This is a genomic window from Saccharothrix sp. CB00851, from assembly GCF_001905065.1.
GTDB lineage: Bacteria > Actinomycetota > Actinomycetes > Mycobacteriales > Pseudonocardiaceae > Actinosynnema.
Map to the genome: position 1 here is coordinate 50,313 of NZ_LWLC01000034.1, position 19,371 is coordinate 69,683.

The 19,371-nt window shown below is 70.1% G+C and carries 17 protein-coding genes and 1 tRNA gene; 13 read left to right on the plus strand and 5 right to left on the minus strand.

Going from position 1 to position 19,371, the window contains the following annotated elements; all coding sequences use genetic code 11:
• Positions 1 to 319: 319 nt before the first annotated feature.
• The 4 genes from A6A25_RS29000 to A6A25_RS45885 are packed head-to-tail and all read left to right on the plus strand — an operon-like array spanning position 320 to position 4,999.
• The gene (locus A6A25_RS29000) at positions 320 to 1,783 is read left to right on the plus strand and encodes an FtsK/SpoIIIE domain-containing protein (RefSeq protein ID WP_073895557.1); all 1,464 of its coding nucleotides are present in this window, start codon (positions 320 to 322) and stop codon (positions 1,781 to 1,783) included.
• Positions 1,784 to 1,809: 26 nt separating this feature from the next.
• Complete coding sequence (locus A6A25_RS29005) at positions 1,810 to 3,384, plus strand: replication initiator (protein WP_143193509.1); 1,575 nt, start codon at positions 1,810 to 1,812, stop codon at positions 3,382 to 3,384.
• Positions 3,385 to 3,398: 14 nt separating this feature from the next.
• Positions 3,399 to 3,608, plus strand: a complete 210-nt coding sequence (locus A6A25_RS29010) for a helix-turn-helix transcriptional regulator (RefSeq protein ID WP_073895559.1) — start codon at positions 3,399 to 3,401, stop codon at positions 3,606 to 3,608.
• Positions 3,605 to 4,999 (plus strand): tyrosine-type recombinase/integrase, encoded by a 1,395-nt coding sequence (locus A6A25_RS45885; protein ID WP_073895560.1) that lies wholly within the window; start codon positions 3,605 to 3,607, stop codon positions 4,997 to 4,999. Before A6A25_RS29010 ends, A6A25_RS45885 begins: the two co-directional genes overlap by 4 nt.
• 176 nt (positions 5,000 to 5,175) lie before the next feature.
• Here A6A25_RS45885 and A6A25_RS29020 read toward each other — a convergent pair.
• Positions 5,176 to 5,248, minus strand: a tRNA-Arg gene (locus A6A25_RS29020).
• A 200-nt stretch (positions 5,249 to 5,448) separates the two neighbouring features.
• Between A6A25_RS29020 and A6A25_RS29025 the strand changes: the two genes are divergently transcribed.
• A complete protein-coding gene (locus tag A6A25_RS29025) occupies positions 5,449 to 6,363 on the plus strand; it encodes a hypothetical protein (RefSeq protein WP_241828976.1) in 915 nt (304 codons plus the stop codon).
• Between the two features lie 18 nt (positions 6,364 to 6,381).
• Positions 6,382 to 7,128: an FkbM family methyltransferase gene (locus A6A25_RS29030; RefSeq protein WP_073896143.1), complete on the plus strand. Its 747-nt coding sequence runs from the start codon at positions 6,382 to 6,384 to the stop codon at positions 7,126 to 7,128.
• Between the two features lie 92 nt (positions 7,129 to 7,220).
• Here A6A25_RS29030 and A6A25_RS29035 read toward each other — a convergent pair whose 3' ends face one another.
• The gene (locus A6A25_RS29035) at positions 7,221 to 10,427 is read right to left on the minus strand and encodes a penicillin acylase family protein (RefSeq protein ID WP_073895561.1); all 3,207 of its coding nucleotides are present in this window, start codon (positions 10,425 to 10,427) and stop codon (positions 7,221 to 7,223) included.
• 153 nt (positions 10,428 to 10,580) lie between these two features.
• Here A6A25_RS29035 and A6A25_RS29040 point away from each other — a divergent pair, with 153 nt between their 5' ends.
• Both A6A25_RS29040 and A6A25_RS29045 read left to right on the plus strand, forming a co-directional pair.
• On the plus strand, positions 10,581 to 11,216 hold the full coding sequence (locus tag A6A25_RS29040) for a peptidoglycan recognition protein family protein (RefSeq protein WP_241828977.1): 636 nt from the start codon (positions 10,581 to 10,583) through the stop codon (positions 11,214 to 11,216).
• A 155-nt stretch (positions 11,217 to 11,371) separates the two neighbouring features.
• Entirely contained in the window at positions 11,372 to 12,019 is a 648-nt protein-coding gene (locus A6A25_RS29045) for a response regulator (RefSeq protein ID WP_073895563.1), read from the plus strand.
• 355 nt (positions 12,020 to 12,374) lie between these two features.
• Here the strand turns inward: A6A25_RS29045 and A6A25_RS29050 are convergent, their stop codons facing one another.
• Both A6A25_RS29050 and bluB read right to left on the minus strand, forming a co-directional pair.
• A complete protein-coding gene (locus A6A25_RS29050; protein WP_073895564.1) occupies positions 12,375 to 13,874 on the minus strand; it encodes a GGDEF domain-containing protein in 1,500 nt (499 codons plus the stop codon).
• A 73-nt stretch (positions 13,875 to 13,947) separates the two neighbouring features.
• The gene (gene bluB / locus A6A25_RS29055) at positions 13,948 to 14,580 is read right to left on the minus strand and encodes a 5,6-dimethylbenzimidazole synthase (protein WP_073895566.1); all 633 of its coding nucleotides are present in this window, start codon (positions 14,578 to 14,580) and stop codon (positions 13,948 to 13,950) included.
• An 85-nt stretch (positions 14,581 to 14,665) separates the two neighbouring features.
• Here bluB and A6A25_RS29060 point away from each other — a divergent pair, with 85 nt between their 5' ends.
• Both A6A25_RS29060 and A6A25_RS29065 read left to right on the plus strand, forming a co-directional pair.
• Complete coding sequence (locus A6A25_RS29060) at positions 14,666 to 14,986, plus strand: hypothetical protein (RefSeq protein WP_073895568.1); 321 nt, start codon at positions 14,666 to 14,668, stop codon at positions 14,984 to 14,986.
• A gap of 70 nt (positions 14,987 to 15,056) precedes the next feature.
• Positions 15,057 to 16,109 carry a MerR family transcriptional regulator gene (locus A6A25_RS29065; RefSeq protein ID WP_073895570.1) on the plus strand — a complete coding sequence of 351 codons (1,053 nt, stop codon included), beginning with the start codon at positions 15,057 to 15,059 and terminating at the stop codon, positions 16,107 to 16,109.
• Between the two features lie 163 nt (positions 16,110 to 16,272).
• On the opposite strand, the gene A6A25_RS29070 is transcribed toward A6A25_RS29065, so the two are convergent.
• The gene (locus A6A25_RS29070) at positions 16,273 to 16,926 is read right to left on the minus strand and encodes a histidine phosphatase family protein (RefSeq protein WP_073895572.1); all 654 of its coding nucleotides are present in this window, start codon (positions 16,924 to 16,926) and stop codon (positions 16,273 to 16,275) included.
• Between the two features lie 54 nt (positions 16,927 to 16,980).
• Here A6A25_RS29070 and A6A25_RS29075 point away from each other — a divergent pair, with 54 nt between their 5' ends.
• Genes A6A25_RS29075 through A6A25_RS29085 form a run of 3 tightly spaced genes read left to right on the plus strand, consistent with a single transcriptional unit; the run spans position 16,981 to position 19,272 of the window.
• Positions 16,981 to 17,298 carry an EthD family reductase gene (locus A6A25_RS29075; RefSeq protein WP_073895574.1) on the plus strand — a complete coding sequence of 106 codons (318 nt, stop codon included), beginning with the start codon at positions 16,981 to 16,983 and terminating at the stop codon, positions 17,296 to 17,298.
• Positions 17,298 to 18,131, plus strand: a complete 834-nt coding sequence (locus A6A25_RS29080) for a 3-hydroxyacyl-CoA dehydrogenase family protein (protein WP_073895576.1) — start codon at positions 17,298 to 17,300, stop codon at positions 18,129 to 18,131. Before A6A25_RS29075 ends, A6A25_RS29080 begins: the two co-directional genes overlap by 1 nt.
• Before the next feature lie 10 nt (positions 18,132 to 18,141).
• Positions 18,142 to 19,272 (plus strand): GNAT family N-acetyltransferase, encoded by a 1,131-nt coding sequence (locus tag A6A25_RS29085; RefSeq protein WP_073895578.1) that lies wholly within the window; start codon positions 18,142 to 18,144, stop codon positions 19,270 to 19,272.
• Positions 19,273 to 19,371 lie beyond the last annotated feature (99 nt).

The following is a 19,371-nucleotide window of genomic DNA, read 5'->3' on the forward strand; positions in this document are numbered from 1 at the left end:
ACGATCACTGACCTGTCGGTCGTGGTCGTCGGTGAACGGACCTCAAGTCTTGGCGGGCCTGGAGCAGTTCACCGACGACACAACGACCGGTCTTCTCGCGCGCTTTTGTTGACACACAAGGGGTTCCGGTCATGTCAAGGCTATCGGTACGTGGGGGCGGTGCGTCAAGTCGGCGCGGTGCCCCATCTGTGTGGAAGCTGTCCAACGGTCGCCCATGCGGGGCGTGCAAGCGGTTCGGGATCTACGCCCCGAACCAGCTCGTCTGCTGCTCCTGTCTGGGCTGGCTGCCGCTGATCTTCGCCCCCGTGGGGCGTGCGTGATGGGCGGCAAGTGGGTGGACCCGGCTCCGTACGAGGGTGTGCGGCCTCGGGTGCCGTGGTGGGCGTTGGTGCCGGGCAAGGCCAAGTGGTTGGCCGCCCTGGTGGTGCTGGGCTGGCTCGTCGTGGTCGGTGTCGTGCGCCTGGTGCTCGTTGTCGTTCGGTATCCGGTGGTCACGTTGGTGCCGGTGTCGGCGGCCTGGTGCTGGTGGCGGTTCGGGCTCTCGCCGCTCGTGCTGGCGCTGTTGTCGCTGGTCGCGGCCTTGGTCATCTGGGCTGGCCTGGATCGTGGGTCGTTCCTGCGGCACGGCTGGTACCGGCTGGTCACCGAGTGGCGGCGGGTGACCGTGTACGTGCCGAAGTGGCGGTCGGTGATGCGGCTGGCTGACCTGGCCAAGCGGGACCGTGGGCGTGAGTACCGGCCGAAGCTGCGCCGGGTGCGGTCCGAGGGATGGCGGGACCGGGTCCGTGTGCGGATGGTGCCTGCCCAGTCGCCTGAGGCGTGGGAGCTGCGCCGGGACGGGTTGGCGCACTCGTTCGGCGCTCGCTCGTGTCGGGTGCGGGTGTTGCGGCCGAGGGTGATCGAGCTGGACTTCGTCCACCGTGACCCGCTGCTGCGTCCCCTGGCCGTCCCCGCGTTGACGGACGCCGAGGTGGATCTCAAGCGGGTGGTCGTCGGCCGGACTGAGACCGGCAAGCCGTGGCGGCTGCGGCTGCTCGGGTCGCAGGTGCTCGTGGTCGGCGTGCCTGGTGCGGGCAAGGGCTCGGTGTTGTGGTCGCTGGTGTGGCAGCTCGCCCCGGCGGTCCGTGCGGGCCTGGTTCGGCTGGTGGGGATCGACCCGAAGGGCGGGATGGAACTTGGGCAGTGTCCGGACGCCTTCGATCGTGTGGTCTACGACAACGGGCCGGAAGCCGTTGCCCTGCTTGAGGAAATCGCCGCAGAGGTCAAGGAGCGGGCGGCGCAGTACAGGGGTGTGCGGCGGTTGTGGGCGCGGTCGACGGGTGAGCCGTTCACCGTCCTGGTTGTCGATGAGCTGGCGGACCTGATCGCCTACCAGCCGGACAAGCAGCTCCGGGAACGAGCGGTGCGGGCTATCCAGACGATCACCTCGCAGGGGCGTGCGCCTGGGTACGCGGTCGTGGGCCTGGTGCAGGATCCGCGCAAGGAGGTCGTGTCCTTCCGGCACCTGTTCAGCACCCGTGTGGCGCTGCGCCTGGACGAGCCGCAACAGGTCGACATGGTGCTGGGTGACGGTGTGCGGCAGCGCGGCGCGGCGGCGCACGAGATCAGCGAGAACACGCCCGGTGTCGCCTGGGTCAAGGAGGACGGGCAGAGGGAGCCTGAGCGTGCTCGGGCCTTCCACGTCACCGATGCCGACTTGGTCGAGCTGGGCCTGTTCCTGGCCGATGCGAAGGTGCACGACTTCCCGACTCGGCCGGACGGCTCGGGGGAGGTTGCGGCGTGAGCGAGTACCTGACTCGTGCCGACCGGATGAAGCAGCCGGCGGCGCTGGACGTGGCTCGGGCCGTGGCTGAAGAGCACGGCGTCTGCGTCCGGCCGCTGGCCAAGGAGCGGATCGACCTGGACACCGGGCGGGTCGAGATCGTGCCCGTGGCGTGCGGCTCGACCGTGGCGAGTGTGTGCCCCACCTGCGCGGAGAAGAACCGGCGGCTACGGATGGCGCAGTGCCGCGAGGGATGGCACCTGACTGAGGAACCCGACTTCACCCCGGACCAGCCCAGTGACGATCAGCGGGCGCTGACCGCCTACCGGGCCGACCTGGTGAAGGTGTACCGGCAGGCCGTCGAAGAGGGCGACGAGATCGGTGCTGAGGAGGTTCGAGAAGAGGTCGCGGGGGTCGACGCCGAGCTTCGGCTGCTCGGAATCCGCGGTTCCCTCCCCGCTCTGGAAGTACGTCCACGGATCACCCGGAAGCGGTCGACCAGGCGGCGGCAGGATGCGCCGAACCTGCCTCAGCGGCCGGTCCAGAAGCGCACGGTAGGACGGGTGTTCGGGGGCAAGTACCAGCCTTCGACCTTCCTGACGCTGACGCTCGACAGCTACGGCAAGGTGCGCGCGGACGGTACGCCGGTCGACCCGGCCACCTATGACTACCGGCGTGCGGCTCGGGATGCGGTGCACTTCGCGGCGCTGCTCGATCGGTTCGTGCAGAACCTCCGGCGGTGCGTCGGGTGGGATGTGCAGTACTTCTCGACGGTCGAACCTCAGCGGCGACTGGCGCCGCACTGGCACGCTGCTATCCGGGGTTCGATCTCGCGCGCGGAGCTGCGCGCTGTCGCAGAGGCCACGTATCACCAGGTCTGGTGGCCCAATCACGACGAGATCAAGTACAGCGGAGACCACCGGCCGGTGTGGGACTCGCGGGCGAAGGGGTTCGTTGACCCGACCACCCGCGAACCGCTGCCGACCTGGGACGAAGCGCTGGACCAGGTGGACGCTCCCGCGCACGTGGCGCGGTTCGGGGTCCAGGTGCACTCCAAGGGCATCCTCGGCGGCACTGAGGAGGCCGGTCGGCACATCGGCTACCTGACGAAGTACCTGACCAAGAGCATCGGGGAATGCTTCGACGCCCGGACCAGCCGCCAGGAGGACCACGCCGAGCGGCTCTGCGCGGAGCTGGCCGTGACGCCCTGCTCGCCGCAGTGCCCGGTGTGGCTGCTCTACGGCGTCCAACCCAAGGGCGCTCGGCTGTCGATGGAACCCGGCCGGTGCAAGGGCAAGGCGCACAAGCGCTCAACGCTCGGCGTGGCCGGTCGGCGGGTGCTGGTGTCGCGGAAGTGGTCTGGGAAGTCGCTGGCCGACCACAAGCACGATCGCAAGGAATTCGTTCGGCAACTGCTTGCCGACGTGGGGATCACCGGGGACGACCAGCCGAAACGAGTCGTCTGGAACAACGTGCAGCCCGGTGACCCGAACGTGCCCCCAAGACCACGCCTGCTGCTGCGGGCGGTCGCGGAGCGGCGTCGATGGAAGGCCGAGTACACGGCGGCGCTGCTCGCCTCGGCCAGTCCGCCAAACCGTTCGGCAACGTCTCAAGCTGCGTAAACGGGGGTTCGGGGATGAGCGGCAAAGTGCGTGAGCTGGCTGAGTTGATGTCTGTTCCGGAGATGTTGGAGGCCCTGGGCGGGGAGGTCTCGCGGGACACGTTCTACAAGTGGCGGCAGACGGGGAAGGGGCCTCGGTGCTTCTCGCTGCCCAACGGTGAGCTGCGGTGCAAGCGGGTGGACTTCCTCGCTTGGCTCGATGACCTGTACCGGGCGGCGGCGTGACCACCACGTTCAAGGTTCGGTTCTGGGAGATCGCGGACTGGTCGAAGAAGAAGGGCAAGGACGGGAAGAGGAAGGCTCGGCCCTACGGCGTGCGGTGGGTGACTGACACCAAGGCGCACTCGGAGTGGTTCGGGACCAAGGCTCTGGCCAACAGTCGGCGGTCGGAGCTGATGCAGGCTGCTCGACGGGGTGAGGAGTTCGACGTCGAGACGGGTTACCCGATCTGTGAGCTGAAGCGGCGCAACTCGCTGTCCTTCGTGGAGTTCGCGCAGTCCTATATGGACACGAAGTGGCCGGATGCTGCTGCTACTACTCGGGGAAGCACCGTGGAGGCGCTGGCTACGGCTGGGGCGGCGTTCGTCCGGGATGGAGCTGGACGGCCAGAGGTGAACGAACTGCGGGGCGTGCTCACGCGCAACCTCCTGCCTCCGACTACCCGAGACGACGAGCTGTCGCGTGAGGGCCGGGAGGTCGTTGACTGGCTGGTCGGGAACTCGCGTCCGCTGTTCGAGCTGACGGACGCTGTGGCGGTCCGTGAGGTGCTGGACGCACTGGCGGTGAAACTCGACGGCAAGGCGGCGGCTGCGACGGTCTACCAGCGAAAACGGGCCGTGCTGTTCAACCTGCTGTCCTACGCGGTCGAGCTGGGTCTGATCCCGGACAACCCGCTGACCAGGGTGAAGCGCAAGGTCGCGAAGGTGGTCGAGCAGGTTGACCCGCGTGTTGTTGCCAACCCCGGCCAGGTGGAGCGGCTGTTGACCGCGGTGACCTACGTCGGTCGGCGGAACCAGGACCGGGGCGCGCACCTGGCGGCGTTCTTCGCGACCGGTTACTACGCGGCTGCTCGGCCCGCTGAGGGCCTGGGGCTCCGTGAGGATGACTGCACCCTGCCTGAGGAGGGCTGGGGCCTGCTCATGCTCGGGGAGTCGCGTCCGGCGGCTGGGAAGCGGTGGACGGACTCCGGAGAGGTCCACGACCGGCGCGGCTTGAAGCACCGTGGGGTGAAGGACGTGCGGCCGGTGCCGATCCCGCCAATGCTCGTCCGCATCCTGCGGGATCACCTCGACCGGTTCGGGACCGGGCCGGACGGGCGGCTGTTCCGCTCACCCAGTGGAGGGGTCGTGTCCTCGTCCACCTACTACCGAGTGTGGGAGGAGGCTCGCCGGTACGCCCTGACGCCTGCTCAGGCGGCCTCTCCGCTGGCTGGGCGGCCGTACGACCTTCGGCACGCCGCAGTGTCGCTGATGCTCAATGGTGGTGTTCCGGCCACCGAGGTGGCGGAGCGGGCGGGGCACTCGGTGGACGTGCTGCTCAAGGTGTATGCGAAGTGCATCGACGGGCAGCGCGAGAAGGTCAACAAGCTGGTTGAAGCGCTGTTCGGTGACGAGTAGTGCAGGTCTCACCGCGACCCCCTGGGAACCCGACCCAGGGGGTCGAGCCGTTTCGCAGTGGTTTCGCGGACCCCGGCAAACAGGGGCAGATTCCGGCTGACAGCGACTGACCGAAAAGATCAAGCCCCGGCCGCGTTTCCGCTGGCCAGGGCCTGATTCACCCGGCGAAAGGTGAGTGCCCCCGGCAGGATTCGAACCTGCGACACACGGTTTAGGAAACCGATGCTCTATCCCCTGAGCTACGAGGGCGCGGGGGTGAGCCTACCCGGTGGGAGGTCGGGCTTCCGGTGGTGGGGTTGTCACTCGGGAAGCCTAGGAGTGTGCACCTTGGGTTAGGGGTCGGGGGCTCGGGGGTCGGCTGTCCGGGCGAAGTGGGCGACCTCATCTGTTCCGCATCGGTCCAGTGAGGTACAGAGGGGGCCATATCCCCCTCCGACGAAAGCCATCCCATGAGCAGCCGTCCCTGGCCTGACTTCCGTCCCGGCCCCCTGGGCTCCCTCGGCGCCTGGTGGCGTCGGCTCCGCGCCCGCCCCAACGCCGAGCAGTACGCCTTCGTCCCGGCCTCGACCTCGCACGAGCACCCGTTCGAATCACCGCTGCCCAGCGCGGTCTACGGGCTCGACTTCCACGCCAAGATGACGATCCACTGGCGCGTCGACCTGACGACCGGCGCACGGCACAACGCACCGCGCAGCGCCGCCGTCAACGACATCATCCACCGGGCCAAAGCCCTCACCGAACGCGCCATGCTGGTGCACCACGCCCCGCTCCAGCACCAGCTCGGCGCGGAACTGGCGGCGGAACGGCAGGTCGAGGGCACGCACGTCTGGGCACGGGCGGACGGGGTCGAGTTGACCGTGGACGAGCAGGACCTGGCGATGGCCCGCAAGCACATCGAGCTGCTCCAGACCACCACGATGCGCCAAGCCGAACGGGACGCCGAACGCGCCGAGATCAAGTACCTGCGGGACGAGGTGCTGACCGACCTGTCCAGCGCCACGATCTGGTGGCTCATCCGCAACGGCTACGAGGTGGAGCAGGCGGTCAAGTTGAGCAGGCACCTGGCCGAACTCGTCGGCATCGCCTGGCAGCGCCGGGACCGGCACTGGGCCGACACCCTCGTCACCTCCTTCGAGAGCGCCCTGCCCCGCCTGGACGACGGCCACCGCACCGACGTGCGCCTGCACCTGGCCAAGGCGCTGGGCATCTACGGCGGCTCGTCGGTGGCGGCGGAGTTCGCCGAGCAGGTCGGCCTGCCGCCACAGCCCCAACTGCCACCCCAGGGCCAGCACCAGGCGCAACTGCCGTCGCAAACCCACCCGCGAGTGCAGCCGAACCAGAACGGCGCAAAGCCGCTGCCGTGATTCCCTAACCTGGTGATCGTGACCCACAACCTGACCGAGGTGCGCGACGCGGCCGTGGCCGGCGCGTTGCGCGTCCTCGCCCGGCTCACGCCGTTCGTCGAACCCGAGTTGATCGGCCTGCGCGAAGTGGTGCGGCCCGGTGACGTGTGCGTCGACATCGGCGCCGCGCTCGGCCTCTACACCGTCTCGCTGTCCCGTCTCGTCGGTCCACAAGGGACAGTGCACAGCATCGAGCCGCTGGTGTTCGCGCACCCCGCGCTGTCGTACCTGCTGCGCCCGCGCGAGGGCCGCAACGTCGTGCGGCACTCCGTCGCGCTGGGCGTCAGCGAGGGCCGCGAGGTGATGAGCGTCCCGGTCCGGCACGGCACGCCGGTCACCGGCCGCTCGTTCCTCACCTCCGGCGCGGACGGCCTCGGCTCCAACGCCGAGTTCACCGAGCACCTGGAGGTCCTGGTCCGCACGGACACCCTGGACCGGTTCTGCGCGGCCAACGCCATCGACCGGCTGGACTTCGTCAAGGCCGACGTCGAGGGCGCGGAATTGCGCGTGCTGCAAGGCGGTGCGGACACCATCGAGAGGTTTCGACCGAAACTTCTCCTGGAGATCGAGGAGCGGCACGTGCGGCGCTTCGGCTACCGGGCAGGCGACGTGCGGGACTGGCTCGCCGAGCGCGGCTACCGGATGCACGCCTGGGACCGGACCACGTGGCGGCCGGTGGACCGGATCGACGACCGCGTGCGCAACTACCTCTTCGTGGCCCGCTAGGACGGATACGGCCTGGTCAGGTTGAAAACACGCCCGAGACAGCGGAAGACCCCGGTCCCTGGGGGTGGACCGGGGTCTTCCTGTGGGCCGGTCTACGTGACGTAGACCTCAAGTTCGTAAACCGAGTATCCGTAACTCGTTGCCCGTTGGATACCCGTCATTCGTACGAATCGTGCCGCATCGGGTGGGAAGGACGCAAGATCCCGGCCGCCATCTCCTGCGGAAGTCGTGTTGACAGTCCGCCAGGTTCGGCCATCAGTGGACAGTTCTATGCGATATCCCTTGGCATAAGCCGCTTCCCACGACACCACGACGCGGCCGACGGTGCGCGTCGCGCCCAGGTCCACCTGCAACCACTGCGGGTCGGACCAGTCACTGGCCCAGCGGGTGCCCGGGTCGCCGTCCACCGCGTTGGACGGCGGCGAGTGGTACCAGCCGCGCTCGTAGCTGCTGGCGGTGGCGGTGGCGCCCGCGGCGAGGTTGGCCAGGTTCGTACCCCGGCGGGACGGGAACTGCACGACCTGCTGGTAGGTGGGCCGGTTCTGCCAGTTCACCTTGTCGTGCGTGATGCCGCCCATGGCGCGGTGGATGATCGTGTCGGCGCACCACTGGTCACCTGCGGCGCACGAGTCGTCACCGGGGTAGACGGTGGTCGCGGGAGTCGCGGCGGCGGCGCCGAGGCTGTCCAGGAGCGTCTGGCGGCACGCTGCGAGGTTCCCGGCGCCGCAGTAGCGGGCGCCGAGGGGACCGTCGACCTGGTCGCCGAGGACGGCGCGCAGGTCCTTGTCGACGTAGCTCCACCAGCCGTTCTGGAACGAGGAGCCCTTGTGCGGCGCGGTGCCGTGCGCGTCCGACGGTGGTTCGTCGACCTGGAGGGCACGGGTGAGCTGACCGTAGAGGGCGTCACCGAGACCCGGCTTGAACTGCGCCTCCACCAGGCGCGGCCACCACGCGTCGAGCAGCCGGATGGCGTCGGCGTGGGCGTAGGTCTTGCTGCCGCGCGAGGTCTCCTTGCGCAGAGAGCCGGATCGCCGCCAGTCGCGGAGCTTGGTGACGGCGGCGGCGAGGGTCGGGTCGGTGACCGGTGCCGTGTCGAGGACGCGCAGCAGGTCGGGGAGGACCTGTTCGGCGCGGAGGTCGGCGACGCCGGCTTCGGCCATGGCTTTCGTGAGCGAGGACCGGGTGACCTTGCCGTTGGCGATCAACTGTCGGACGCGGTCGTCCAGCAGGTCACCGCGGTGCACCGAGCCCATGCCGTAGCCGGACGCGGAGTAGTCGAGGGCCTGCTTGTTGTTCCAGCTGATGTAGTAGTCCTGGTTGACCGAGTTCGGGTGCTGCGCGAACGGCGTGTAGGTCGCGGTGTTGCGGTCGGCGTTCCAGCCCTCCCACTCGTACGCGGGCTCGGCCTTCACCGGCAGGTGCGGGTCGACGGTCGCCTTGCGCACCGGGTTCGAGCCGGAGTTGAAGTACGCGGTGTCGCGCGAGTCCACGTAGAACCAGTTGAACGCGTACCCGATGTGCTCGGCGGCGCGCTGGAAATCGGCGGCCGACTTGATCGCGTCGGGGTCGTTGAACTCCTGGAACCCGATGATCGAGTCCACCTCGTGCAGGTAGGTGGAGCGCAGCGAGGTGTAGGCGACGAACTTCCCGTCGACCTTGGCGCGGCTCTGCACCAGGCCGTACTTGGTGCGGTGCATGACGAGGGTGTACGAACCGGCGGGGGTGGGGTCGGCGACCGTGGGCTTCCAGGAGTTCTTGCGCTCCAGGCGTTCCATCGGCAGGCACTGGCCGTGGTAGCGGTAGTGCAGCGAGTCGGCGGTGGGTGCGGCGCCGGTCGGCTCGCACAGTTCGACGGCGTAGGTGTCGGTGATGTCCTGGCCGGCGGAGGTCGCGCTCCACGAGTAGTCGACGCCGCGACCGAGCTGCACGTACATCGACACGCCGGCGAACGACACGCCGCGGGCGCGCAGGCCGGGGCCGTGGAGTTCTTGCAGCATCAGCAGTTGCGGCGCGAAGTAGCCGGTTTGCGGTCCCCAGACGGCGATCGGGTTGCCGGTGTCGGTGTGCGCGCCGGACACGGCCAGGGCGTTGGACATGCCCTGCTTGCGGGTGAGGAGGCCGGGGGGTAGGACGCCGTCGGCGAAGAGGCCCTTGAGGGGTTCCAGGTTCGGCGGTATGTCTACTGTGGAGGATGCGGCGGTGGTTGCGTTGTAGACCATCGGTTCCGGGGTGACGATCCCGTTGTCCGGTAGCGCTGTTCCCTGGGGTGCGGTGGGAGTGGTGGCGTACGGGAAGCGTTGGCCGTTGTGGAGGGTGAGGACGGCCTCCGGGTCGTTCTGCTCGCGGAACGACCGCCAGACCCGGTCGCCGACGGTGGGACCGTACTTGTTCTGGGCGGCGAGCTTGACCAGGGCGTTCTGCACCTCGCCGCCACCGCCGGCACCGAACAGGCCGCCCACGACGGCCGCGATCGCGACCAGGTCGGTCGGCTGGAACGGCTTGATGTCGTTCCAGTTGGTGATCGCGTCGGCGTGCCCGGTCAGGACGTACTCGCCGGGGAACGTGCGGTTGTTGACGGAGGTGGTGATGTAGGCGTTGATGCCCGCGATGTAGTCCTTGACGTCCTGCAACGCCTGCGCGCCACGCGGACCCTGGGCGGCCACCTGGTCGATCTGCGCCTGGAGGTCGGCCTCCGTGTAGGGGATCTGGTTGTAGAAGCTCTGCTCCAACGCCCGGTTGCCCTCGGCGCCGCCCGCGAACCCGGACAGCTGGCCGCGGCCGAGGTGGCGGAACAGGTCCATCAGCCAGAGCCGGTCCTGCGCGGCGGCGTACCCGGCACCGAACTCGGTGCCCGAACGGGTCGTGCCGTAGATGTGCGGCATGCCGAGGGTCTTGTCGCGGACGATCGTGACGTCGGCGCGCGGCTTGATCGTGCTCTCGACCTGGTCGGCCGGAACGCCGAACGAGGCGTCGTTGAAGAACGCGCCGAGCTGGTCGTTGGTGAGGCCGCCGTAGCCGGAGACGAGCGAGTCGTAGCGGCCGAGCTGGTCGGCCGAGTGCGCCGGGCGGGTGCCGAGGGCGCGGTGGGCCAGGATCTCGGCGAGGGTGGCGTTGCCGTTCTGGCCGGGTGGCAGCACGTCGTGGCACTGGCCGAGGCAGTGGTCGTCCGCGGTGAACGCGGTGGTCCTGACCTCGGGTTGAGCGGTGCCGGGTGTGGCGGTGCCGGGTGCGGCGGGGACGGTGACGGCCGCGGCGGTGAGGAGGGCGACCACGGCTAGCGATCGGGCGGCTCTCCGCATGGCGCGAAGCTCCTTCCAGGCAGGGATCGTGTGACGCACGTTACTGGCTGGTCGTGGATTCGCGAAAGGTCTTCGCGTTTATGGGGAGGGGTTCAGCCGTTGGGGTGTTGGGGGTTGACGTGAACGAGTTGGGTTGCGGGAATGATTTACATGATGCGACGTCGATCGCTGCTCGCCGGGCTCGCCGGTGCGGGGGTGCTCGTCGGGCTGGGGGGCGGCGCGGCGCAGGCTTCGCCCGTACTGCCCATCCGGAGTTGCGCCGACTGGGGCGCGAGGCCGCCGGCGCAGCCGACGACGGTTGTGAACGAACGGCCCGTGCGGATCCTGATCCACCACACCGCGTCGGCGAACGTCACCGACTACTCGCAGGCGGCCGCGTACGCCAACGCCCGGTGGATCCAGAACCTGCACATGGACACCAACGGCTGGATCGACTCCGGCCAGCACTTCACCAACAGCCGGGGCGGGTTCCTGATGGAGGGCAGGCACGGCAGCCTGGCCGCGTTGCGGGGCGGTGACCGGGTCGTGGTGGGCGCGCACTGTCCCGGTCAGAACACGGCGGCCATCGGAATCGAGAACGAAGGCCTCTACATGGACGTGGAGCCGCCGAAGTCGCAGTGGGACTCGTTGGTGTCGTTCTGCGTCTACACGTGCGCGCAGTACGGCATCCCGGCGACGGCGATCCAGGGCCACCGGGACTACCGGGACACCCTCTGCCCGGGCGACCGGCTCTACGCCCTGCTGCCGCGGTTGCGCGAAGAGGTCGCGTACGTGCTGGATCGGTTGTGACAACGGTCCCATGGGCCATTGCTGGTCCTGGCAACTGTGAACAGGCTGAACCCGCGTCCGTCCGTGGTGAGATAACGGGGAATTAACGTCAGCTTGCGTGTTCGTGCGCGAGGCTGAACGGGTACGAACACGAAACGCCAACGCGGGGAGGCGTCGTGATCAAGGTGATGCTGGCCGATGACGAAGACCTCGTCCGGTCCGGCCTTCGCATGATCCTCAGCAGCGCAGGCGACATTGAGGTCGTGGCCGAATGCGATGACGGGCACCTGGTGGCCGACCTGGCACGCCGGCACCGCCCGCACGTCGTGCTGCTGGACATCCGGATGCGGTCGTCCGACGGGCTGATGGCGCTGCGCAGGCTGCGCGCCATCCCGGACCCGCCGAAGATCGCCATGCTGACCACGTTCGACGTGGACGAGTACGTGTCGGAGGCGCTGCGGTTGGGCGCTTCCGGGTTCCTGCTCAAGGACACCGAACCGGAACAGCTGGTCAGGGCCGTGCGCGACCTCGCGGTGGGTGGCGCGGTGCTCGATCCCGGTGTGGCGGCGCGGGTGCTGGCGGCGGTCGCCGACGGTGAACGGGCGGCCGAACCGGCGCGGCGGTTGCTGGCTTCGCTGTCCGAACGGGAGCGCGAGGTGTTGGTCCTGATCGGACAGGGGATGTCCAACGCCGAGATCGGTGGGACGTTGCACCTGTCGGAGGCGACCGTGAAGGGTTATGTGTCGTCGGTGTTGGGCAAGATCGGGGCGGTCAACCGGGTGCAGGCGGCGTTGGTCGCGTTCCGGGGTGGGTTGATCGCTTAGGTGCTCAAGGCACGAGAGTCGAACGTTCAGAGCGCGAGAGTCGTACGTTCAGGGCGTGCGTGTCCTACGTTCGCGTCGTGCGTGTCCTACGTTCAGGGCACCTGAGTTCAACGTTCGGGGTGGCTCGGTGGTTGGGTCCGGCTCGATTTGACATGGGGCCCCTTACGGGTACTCCAGGCAGGCCAAAGCCGGCAGGCCCGGCGGGGAAAAGCGTCCCGCCAGGCCTGCCGGCTTCGACCAGCCTAAAGCACCCGAACCCCATGTAAAATCGGGCCTTTTGCGGTCGGCTGCGGGTCCGATGTGGGTGCGATTCGGGCACCAGAGTCGTGGGCTGTGGTGGCGTGGTGGCTTGGGGTTAGTTGCCGGAGACGGTTTCCGGGACGACGAGGTGGGGTTCGACTTCGACGCGGTTGCGGCCGTGGCGTTTGGCGCGGTAGAGGGCCATGTCGGCGGCGGCGAACAGTTGGTCCAGTTTGGCTGGTCCGGCGGCGACGCCGATGCTGACGGTGGGGCGTCTGGTGGTGCCCAGGACGACGGTCCAGTCGTGGCTGTCGACGGCGGCGCGGATGCGTTCGGCGACGGTCGGGCCCACTTCGAGGGTGTTGCCGTCGGTGTCGCCGAGGAGGACGACGAACTCGTCGCCTGCCCAGCGCGCGACCAGGTCGGCGGCGCGGCACTCGCGGCGGAGCAGTTGGGCGATCTCGCGCAGGGTGGCGTCGCCCGCGGCGTGGCCGGCGTCGTCGTTCACCCCCTTGAAGCGGTCGACGTCGACCAGGACGAGCCAGGGGACGCGGCCGCGGGCGGCGGTGGATTCGAGGAGGCCGGCGGCGGCGCGTTCCAGGCCCAGGCGGTTCGCGAGGCCGGTGAGGGGGTCGCGGGCGGCGGCTTCCTGGGCGGCGACGGCCAGGCGTTGGGCTTGGACGGCGACGCGGCGTTGTTCGAGCGCCTGGCCCAGTCCTTCCTGGAGCGTCTCGGTGGCGGTGCGGCCGGCGGCCACGGAGCAGCGCAGGGCGGTGGCTTCACCCACGTGGTCGCCCATCTCGGCGCAGATGTCGGCCAGGTCGAGGGAGAAGCGCAGCAGCAGGGACGGGTCGTTGATCGACTCGGAGGCGGCGACGGCGCGGCTGGCCAGGGTGCGGGCCTGGACCAGGTCGCCCTGGTCGCGGCGGACGACGGCGAGGACCCAGCAGGCGACGGCGGAAGCCCACTTGTCGCCGGCTTCCTGGGCTTGGCGCAGGGCCTCCTGGGCGTTCTCCTCGGCCTGTTCCAACTCGCCGACGCCGGCCAGCGAACGGCTGTAGGCGGCGAGGAGGGCGCGCCGCATCTGTTGGTCCTGGGCGAGTTCGAGTCCTTCTTTGAGGTAGGCGCGGGCCTCTTCGAAGATCGCCGGGGCGCGTTCGGGGTCCGAGGAGATCGCGCGGAAGTTCAGCGTGCCGCCCAAGCCCTGCAGGCAGTGGCCCAGGACCTCGACGGCGGCGGCGCGGCGGGCCACCTGGACGGACAGGCGGAGCATGTCCACGGCGGCACGGCGGTTGCCGATGCCCTCCAGCAGGTAGGCGAGGGCGTGCATGGCTTGGGCGGCGGCGGGGTTGTCGCCGGCCTCACCGTCCAGATCGGTCCAGCCCTCGGCGGCCAGTTCCAGGGCCAGCGGGATGCGGCCGAGGCGCCAGGCCAGCTTGGCGCGGTTGATCAGCACGGCGGAGCGCTGCCAGCGGTCGGCGCCCGGTGGGACGCGGCTCACCACCTGGTCGAACAGGGTGTTGGCCTCGGGCAGGCGGCCAGCGTTCAGCAACGCCTTGACCTCGAGGTCTTGTTGTGGGACCTGTTCGGCTACCAGCCGATCTCGCTGCTCCACTCGTGCTGACACTCCATTCCGACTCGGCGAGGCGGTACGCGGGACCGCTCGCCGCCGGCACGGCTACCACAGGCTACCGGCCCGAACGCCGTGTGTACCGCTCCTCGTGCAGGACTTCCTCCAAGGGCAACCGGTTGCGCCAGCCGTGCCGTTCCAGGTCGGGGGTGTCCGGCAGGCACTTGACGGGCCCGACGCACAGCCACGCCACCGGGCGCAGGGGTTGCGGGATGTCCAGCAGCCGGCGCAGCACGTCCTCGCGGTAGAAGCTGACCCAGCCGACGCCGAGGCCCTCGGCGGTGGCGGCCAGCCACAGGTTCTGGATGGCCAGGCAGACGGAGTACAGGCCCGCGTCGGCGATCGCGTGCCTGCCGAGCACGGCCGGAGAGCCCCGGTCGGGGTCGTAGGTGACGACCACCGCCAGGGACGACTCCAGGATGCCCTCGACCTTGATCCGGGCGAACAGCTCGGCCTGCCGGGGGTCGAGCTCGGAGGCGAAGACGCTGCGCTCGGCGTGGACGTGGTCGCGGAACGCGCGGCGGGTGTGCTCGTCGCGCACGACGATGAAGTCCCACGGCTGGGACAGGCCCACGCTGGGCGCGGCGTGCGCGGCGGTGAGCACCCGGCGCAGCACGTCCGGCGGGATCGGGGCGCCGGTGAACTCGCCCCTGGTGTCCCGTCGCCGGTGCAGGACGTCGTAGAAGCTCATTCGGACGATCGTGCCTCACGCGATCCGGTGAACCTGGTCGAGGGAGGGGTGGCGTGCGTCTCAACTGGGCGTTGAATGGCCGGTCATGGTCGGAACGGTGCACGGGTCCGCGCTGGGTTTCGCGGGCGGAGTGGTGGTGACCGCGCTGGCGGGCAGTTGGCCGGTGTTCGCCCTGCTCCTGCTGGTGGTGGTCGTGGTGGTCGTCTCGTGGTGGACGACCGTGCCCGGCGCGGCGCTGACCGCGGTGCAGTGCTGGGGGCTGTACGGGAGCTTCGTGGTCGGTGACGAGGGGCACCTGGTCGCCGACTGGCCCGCGTTGGCGGTGCTGGGTGTGGCGGCGACGGTGTCGCTGAGCGGTTTGGTGCGTGATCGGTCCCCGTCCGTGGTGGATTCCGCCGTCGGTTGACCTTCACCCTGGGTGAAGCCGCACGGTGTCCTCGTCGGGCCGAGCGGCCCGGCCGAGGGAGGGGTGGGGCGTGGAGCTGTTGACCATCGGGGCGTTCGCGCGGGTCGTGCGGTTGTCGCCGAAGGCCTTGCGACTCTACGACGAGCTGGGGCTGCTCACGCCCGCCAGGGTGGATCCGCTGTCGGGGTACCGCCTGTACTCGCCGGACCAGGTGGAGCGGGCCCGGCTGGTGGCGTGGCTGCGCAGGCTCGGGATGCCGCTGGCCCGCATCCGAGGGGTGTGCGAGCTGGAGCCCGAGGACGCCGCCGCCGAGGTGCGCGCCTACTGGGCGCAGGTCGAGGCCGACACCGCGGCACGCCGGAGCCTCGCCGCCTTCCTCGTGGAACAACTCTCCGGGAAGGACGACACGATGACCGTGACGTTGCGGTACGCGTTGAGGACCGATCGAGGGCTCGTCCGCGACTCGAACCAGGACGTCGGCTACGCGGGCGAGCGGCTGCTGGCCGTGGCGGACGGCTTCGGCGCGCGGGGCGAGCCGCTGAGCTCGATGGCGATCGACACGCTGGCCAGGCTGGACACCGCGATACCGGCGGGCGAGCTGCTCAACACGCTGGCGGACGCCGTGCGGCAGGCGGGGACGGCGGTGGAGGAGTACCTGTCGGCCAACCCCGCCGACGGGTGCAGCGGCACGACGTTGACCGCGATGGTGCTGTCCGGGTCGCGGCTGGGCCTGGTGCACGTCGGCGACGCGCGGGTGTACCTGCTGCGCGGCGGCCGGCTGTTCCGCATCACGCACGACCACACGGCCGTGCGGTCGTTGATCGCGGAGGGCAGGCTCACGGAGGAAGAGGCGGTCAGCCACCCGCAGCGGTCGCTGCTGGTGCGCGCCCTGCACGGCAAGGCGGTGGAGCCGGACCTGGCGCTGCACGACGCCCTGCCCGGTGACCGGTACCTGCTGTGCTCGGACGGCCTGCACACCGTGGTGCCGGAGGAGTCGTTGCGCGAGGTGCTGGTGTCCGAGCACGAGCCGGAGGAAGCCACCCGGCGGCTGGTCGAGCTGGCCAACGCGGGAGGTGGCCCGGACAACGTGGTGTGCGTGGTCGCGGACGTCGTGCCGAACTAGGGCCTGTTTCACGAGTCCGTGTTCGCGATAGTCGGGCCTGAGGCGGCCCCTGGGGGCACGGCCGAATGGGCCACATACAACAGCGGTATGCGGCCCATTCGGCCGCACCGCCAGGAACCACCTCAGGCGCGACTCTCATCGAACGAGACTCGTGAAACAGGCCCTAGCCGATCGGGCCCTGGGTCTCGCCGTCCGGGGACGTCCGCCACTGGTCGAACGGGCGGTCCAGGCGCCAGGTCGTGCCGTCGTGGGTGAGGACGCGGTCCTCGCACGTCTCCAGGTTCGACAGGGACTCGAACAGCTCGATGCTCCACCCGAACAGGCGACGGCACAGCAGGCGGATCGTGAGGCCGTGTGACACCACGAGCGCCGTGCCGGGATGGGCCGGGTCCTGCATCCGGGTCTCCAGGTCGGTCAGGAACGCGGCCAGGCGGTCGTCCACGTCCGCGCCGGACTCGCCGTTGGGCAGCCGGAAGAAGAAGTGCCCGAACGCGTGCCGCTGGTGCTTGAGCACCTCCTGCTGCACGGGGTCCTGGAGGTTGCCCCAGTCCTGTTCCCGCAGCCTCGGCTCGGCGACCGTGCGCTCCACCTGGTCGCCGAGGTCGAGGTGGCGGAGGGTGGCCTTGGTCCGCACGTACGGGCTGACGTACACGGCCGCCGGGTCGCCGTCGAGGAGTTCCTTGATCCGCGGTCCGGCGGCCCTCGCCTGGTGTTCGCCCAGTTCGGTCAACGGGAGGGCGTGGTCGGGGATGCGGCAGTACGCCAGCTCGTCGACGTTGCCCAGGCTCTGCCCGTGGCGCAGCAGGATGATCCGCACCTGCCCATCGTGCCGGTGTTACATTCGCTGGCGAAACCGGACGGAAGGTGTCACATGGTCAAGTACGTCGCCCTGTACCGGAAACCGGCCGACGTCGAGGCGTTCGACGAGGCCTACTTCGCCTCGCACCTGCCGCTGGTCGAGCGGACGCCCGGCCTGCTGCGGGCCGAGGTGGCGAAGGTCACCCGCGTCTTCGTGCCCGGTTTCCTCGGCGAGCACGAGCTGCACATCGTGGCCGAGATGTACTTCGAGTCCGCCGACGCCATGAAGGACGCGTTCCGGTCGTCGGAGTGGCAGGCGGCGGGCGCGAACCTGAACGAGATCGGCGGCGTCGAGCTGGTCGCCATGTTCGCCGCGGAGGTCGTGGCCTGATGATCGCGGTGGTGATCGGCGGCGGCACGATGGGCGCCGGTGTCGCCCACCTGCTCCTCGCCGGGGGGCACGAGGTCGTGCTGGTGGAGGCGGGCGCGGACCGTGCCGCGGCGGCGCGGCGGGCGGTGGAGGCGTCGCTGGCCAAGGCTTCGGAGCGGGGCAAGCTGGACGGCGTGCCGCACGAGCTGGTGCGCCGCCTGACCGTGGTGGAACGGCTGGACACGCAGGTCGGGCGGGGTGCGGCGCTGGTGGTCGAGGCCGTCCCGGAGGACCTGGAGCTGAAGCGGCGGGTGCTCGGCGAGGCCGCTTCGGCGTGCCCGGACGCGGTGCTGGCGTCGAACACGTCGTCGTTGTCGATCTCGGCGCTGGCCGAGGGGCTGCCCGGCGAACGGGTGCTGGGCATGCACTTCTTCAACCCCGTGCCGGTGCAGCAGCTGGTCGAGCTGGTGCACCACGCCGGGGTGGCCGCCGACGTGGTGGCCCGCGTCCGCGGCTGGGCCGAGGAGCTGGGCAAGACCGTGATCGAGGTGCGGGACGCGCCGGGGTTCGCCACGTCGCGGCTCGGGGTCGCGGTCGGCATGGAGGCGATCCGGATGCTCGAAGAGGGCGTCGCGAGCGCCGAGGACATCGACACCGGCATGCGGCTGGGCTACGGGTGGCCGATGGGCCCGCTGCGGCTGACGGACCTGGTCGGGCTGGACGTGCGGCTGGCCATCGCGTCGCACCTGGCGGCGGAGCTGGGGCCGCGGTTCGAGCCGCCGTCGTTGCTGCGGGAGAAGGTGGCGGCGGGACACCTCGGCCGGAAGACCGGCCAGGGCTTCTTCACCTGGTAAGCAGGATCCCGTGCGGATCCGAGAGCTGGTGCCGGAGGACGTCGAGGAGGCCGACCGGCTGCGCCGGGTGGCGTTCGGGAGCATCGGCGAGCCGTCGTTGCGGCCCGGTCGGCGGGGGCTGCTCGCCGAGGTGGACGGGCGTGCGGCAGGTGTGCTGACGATCAAGGACATGCACCAGTTCTGGGGCGGCGCGCCGGTGCCGATGGGCGGTATCGGCGGGGTCGCCGTCGACCCCTGGGCACGCGGGCGCGGGGTGGCCGGTGCGCTGCTCGACGCGGCGTTGCCGGACATGCGGGAACGCGGGCAGTCGGTGTCGGTGCTGTACGCGACCGTGCCCTCGGTCTACCGGTCGCGCGGGTGGGACTCGGCCGGGGTGTTCGAGTACCTGGAGTTCCCGCTGGACCGGATGCCGGCGGGGGAGCGGGTTCCCACGCGGCCCGGCGGTGAGGGTGACCTCCAGGCGCTGCACGCGTGCTACGTCGACCTCGCGTCCACGGTGAACGGGCTGCTGGACCGCGCCGCGCCGACGTTCGACGTGGCCGACGTGCTGAAGCTGGACGTGGTGACGGTGGTGCCCGGCCACGACGGCGAGGTGCGCGGCTACCTCACGGCCGCGCGGAGTTCGGCCGGGTTGCGGGTGTTCGACCTGGTCGGGCGGGACGTGGCGACCCAGCTGGGGCTGTTGCGGGAGCTGGGCAGCTGGGCGGGCGTGCTGGACCGGGCGTCGGTCCGGGTCACCGATCCGGCCGTGACCGGGCTGCTGACGAACCAGGCGATCGAGTACACCGTGACCGCGTCCACGTGGCTGCTGCGCGTGGTGGACCTGCCGGCGGCGGTGGCGGCACGGGGGTGGCCCGCGGCGCGGTGGCTGAAGCCCGCGGTCGTGGACCTCGACGTGGTCGACGAGCACGCGCCGTGGCACGCGGGACGGCAGCGGCTGGTGGTGGAGGACGGCGCGGTGCGCGTGGAGCCCGGCGGCAGCGGTGCCGTCCGGCTGCACGCCCGTGCGCTCGGGCCGTGGTTCAGCGGGATGCACGACAGCCACGCCCTGCGCCGCGCCGGGCTGCTCGACGGCGACGCCGCGCTGCTCGACCGGCTGGTCGGCGCACCGGGCACGCCGAGGTTGGCGGACTACTTCTGACAGACCCAGTCGCGGCGGCGCGAACGCACGGCGCGCGAACTTGACGGGTAGCTCACACCGGCTTCTCAGGCGGCTCTCAGGACCAGGGGCAAGACTGAC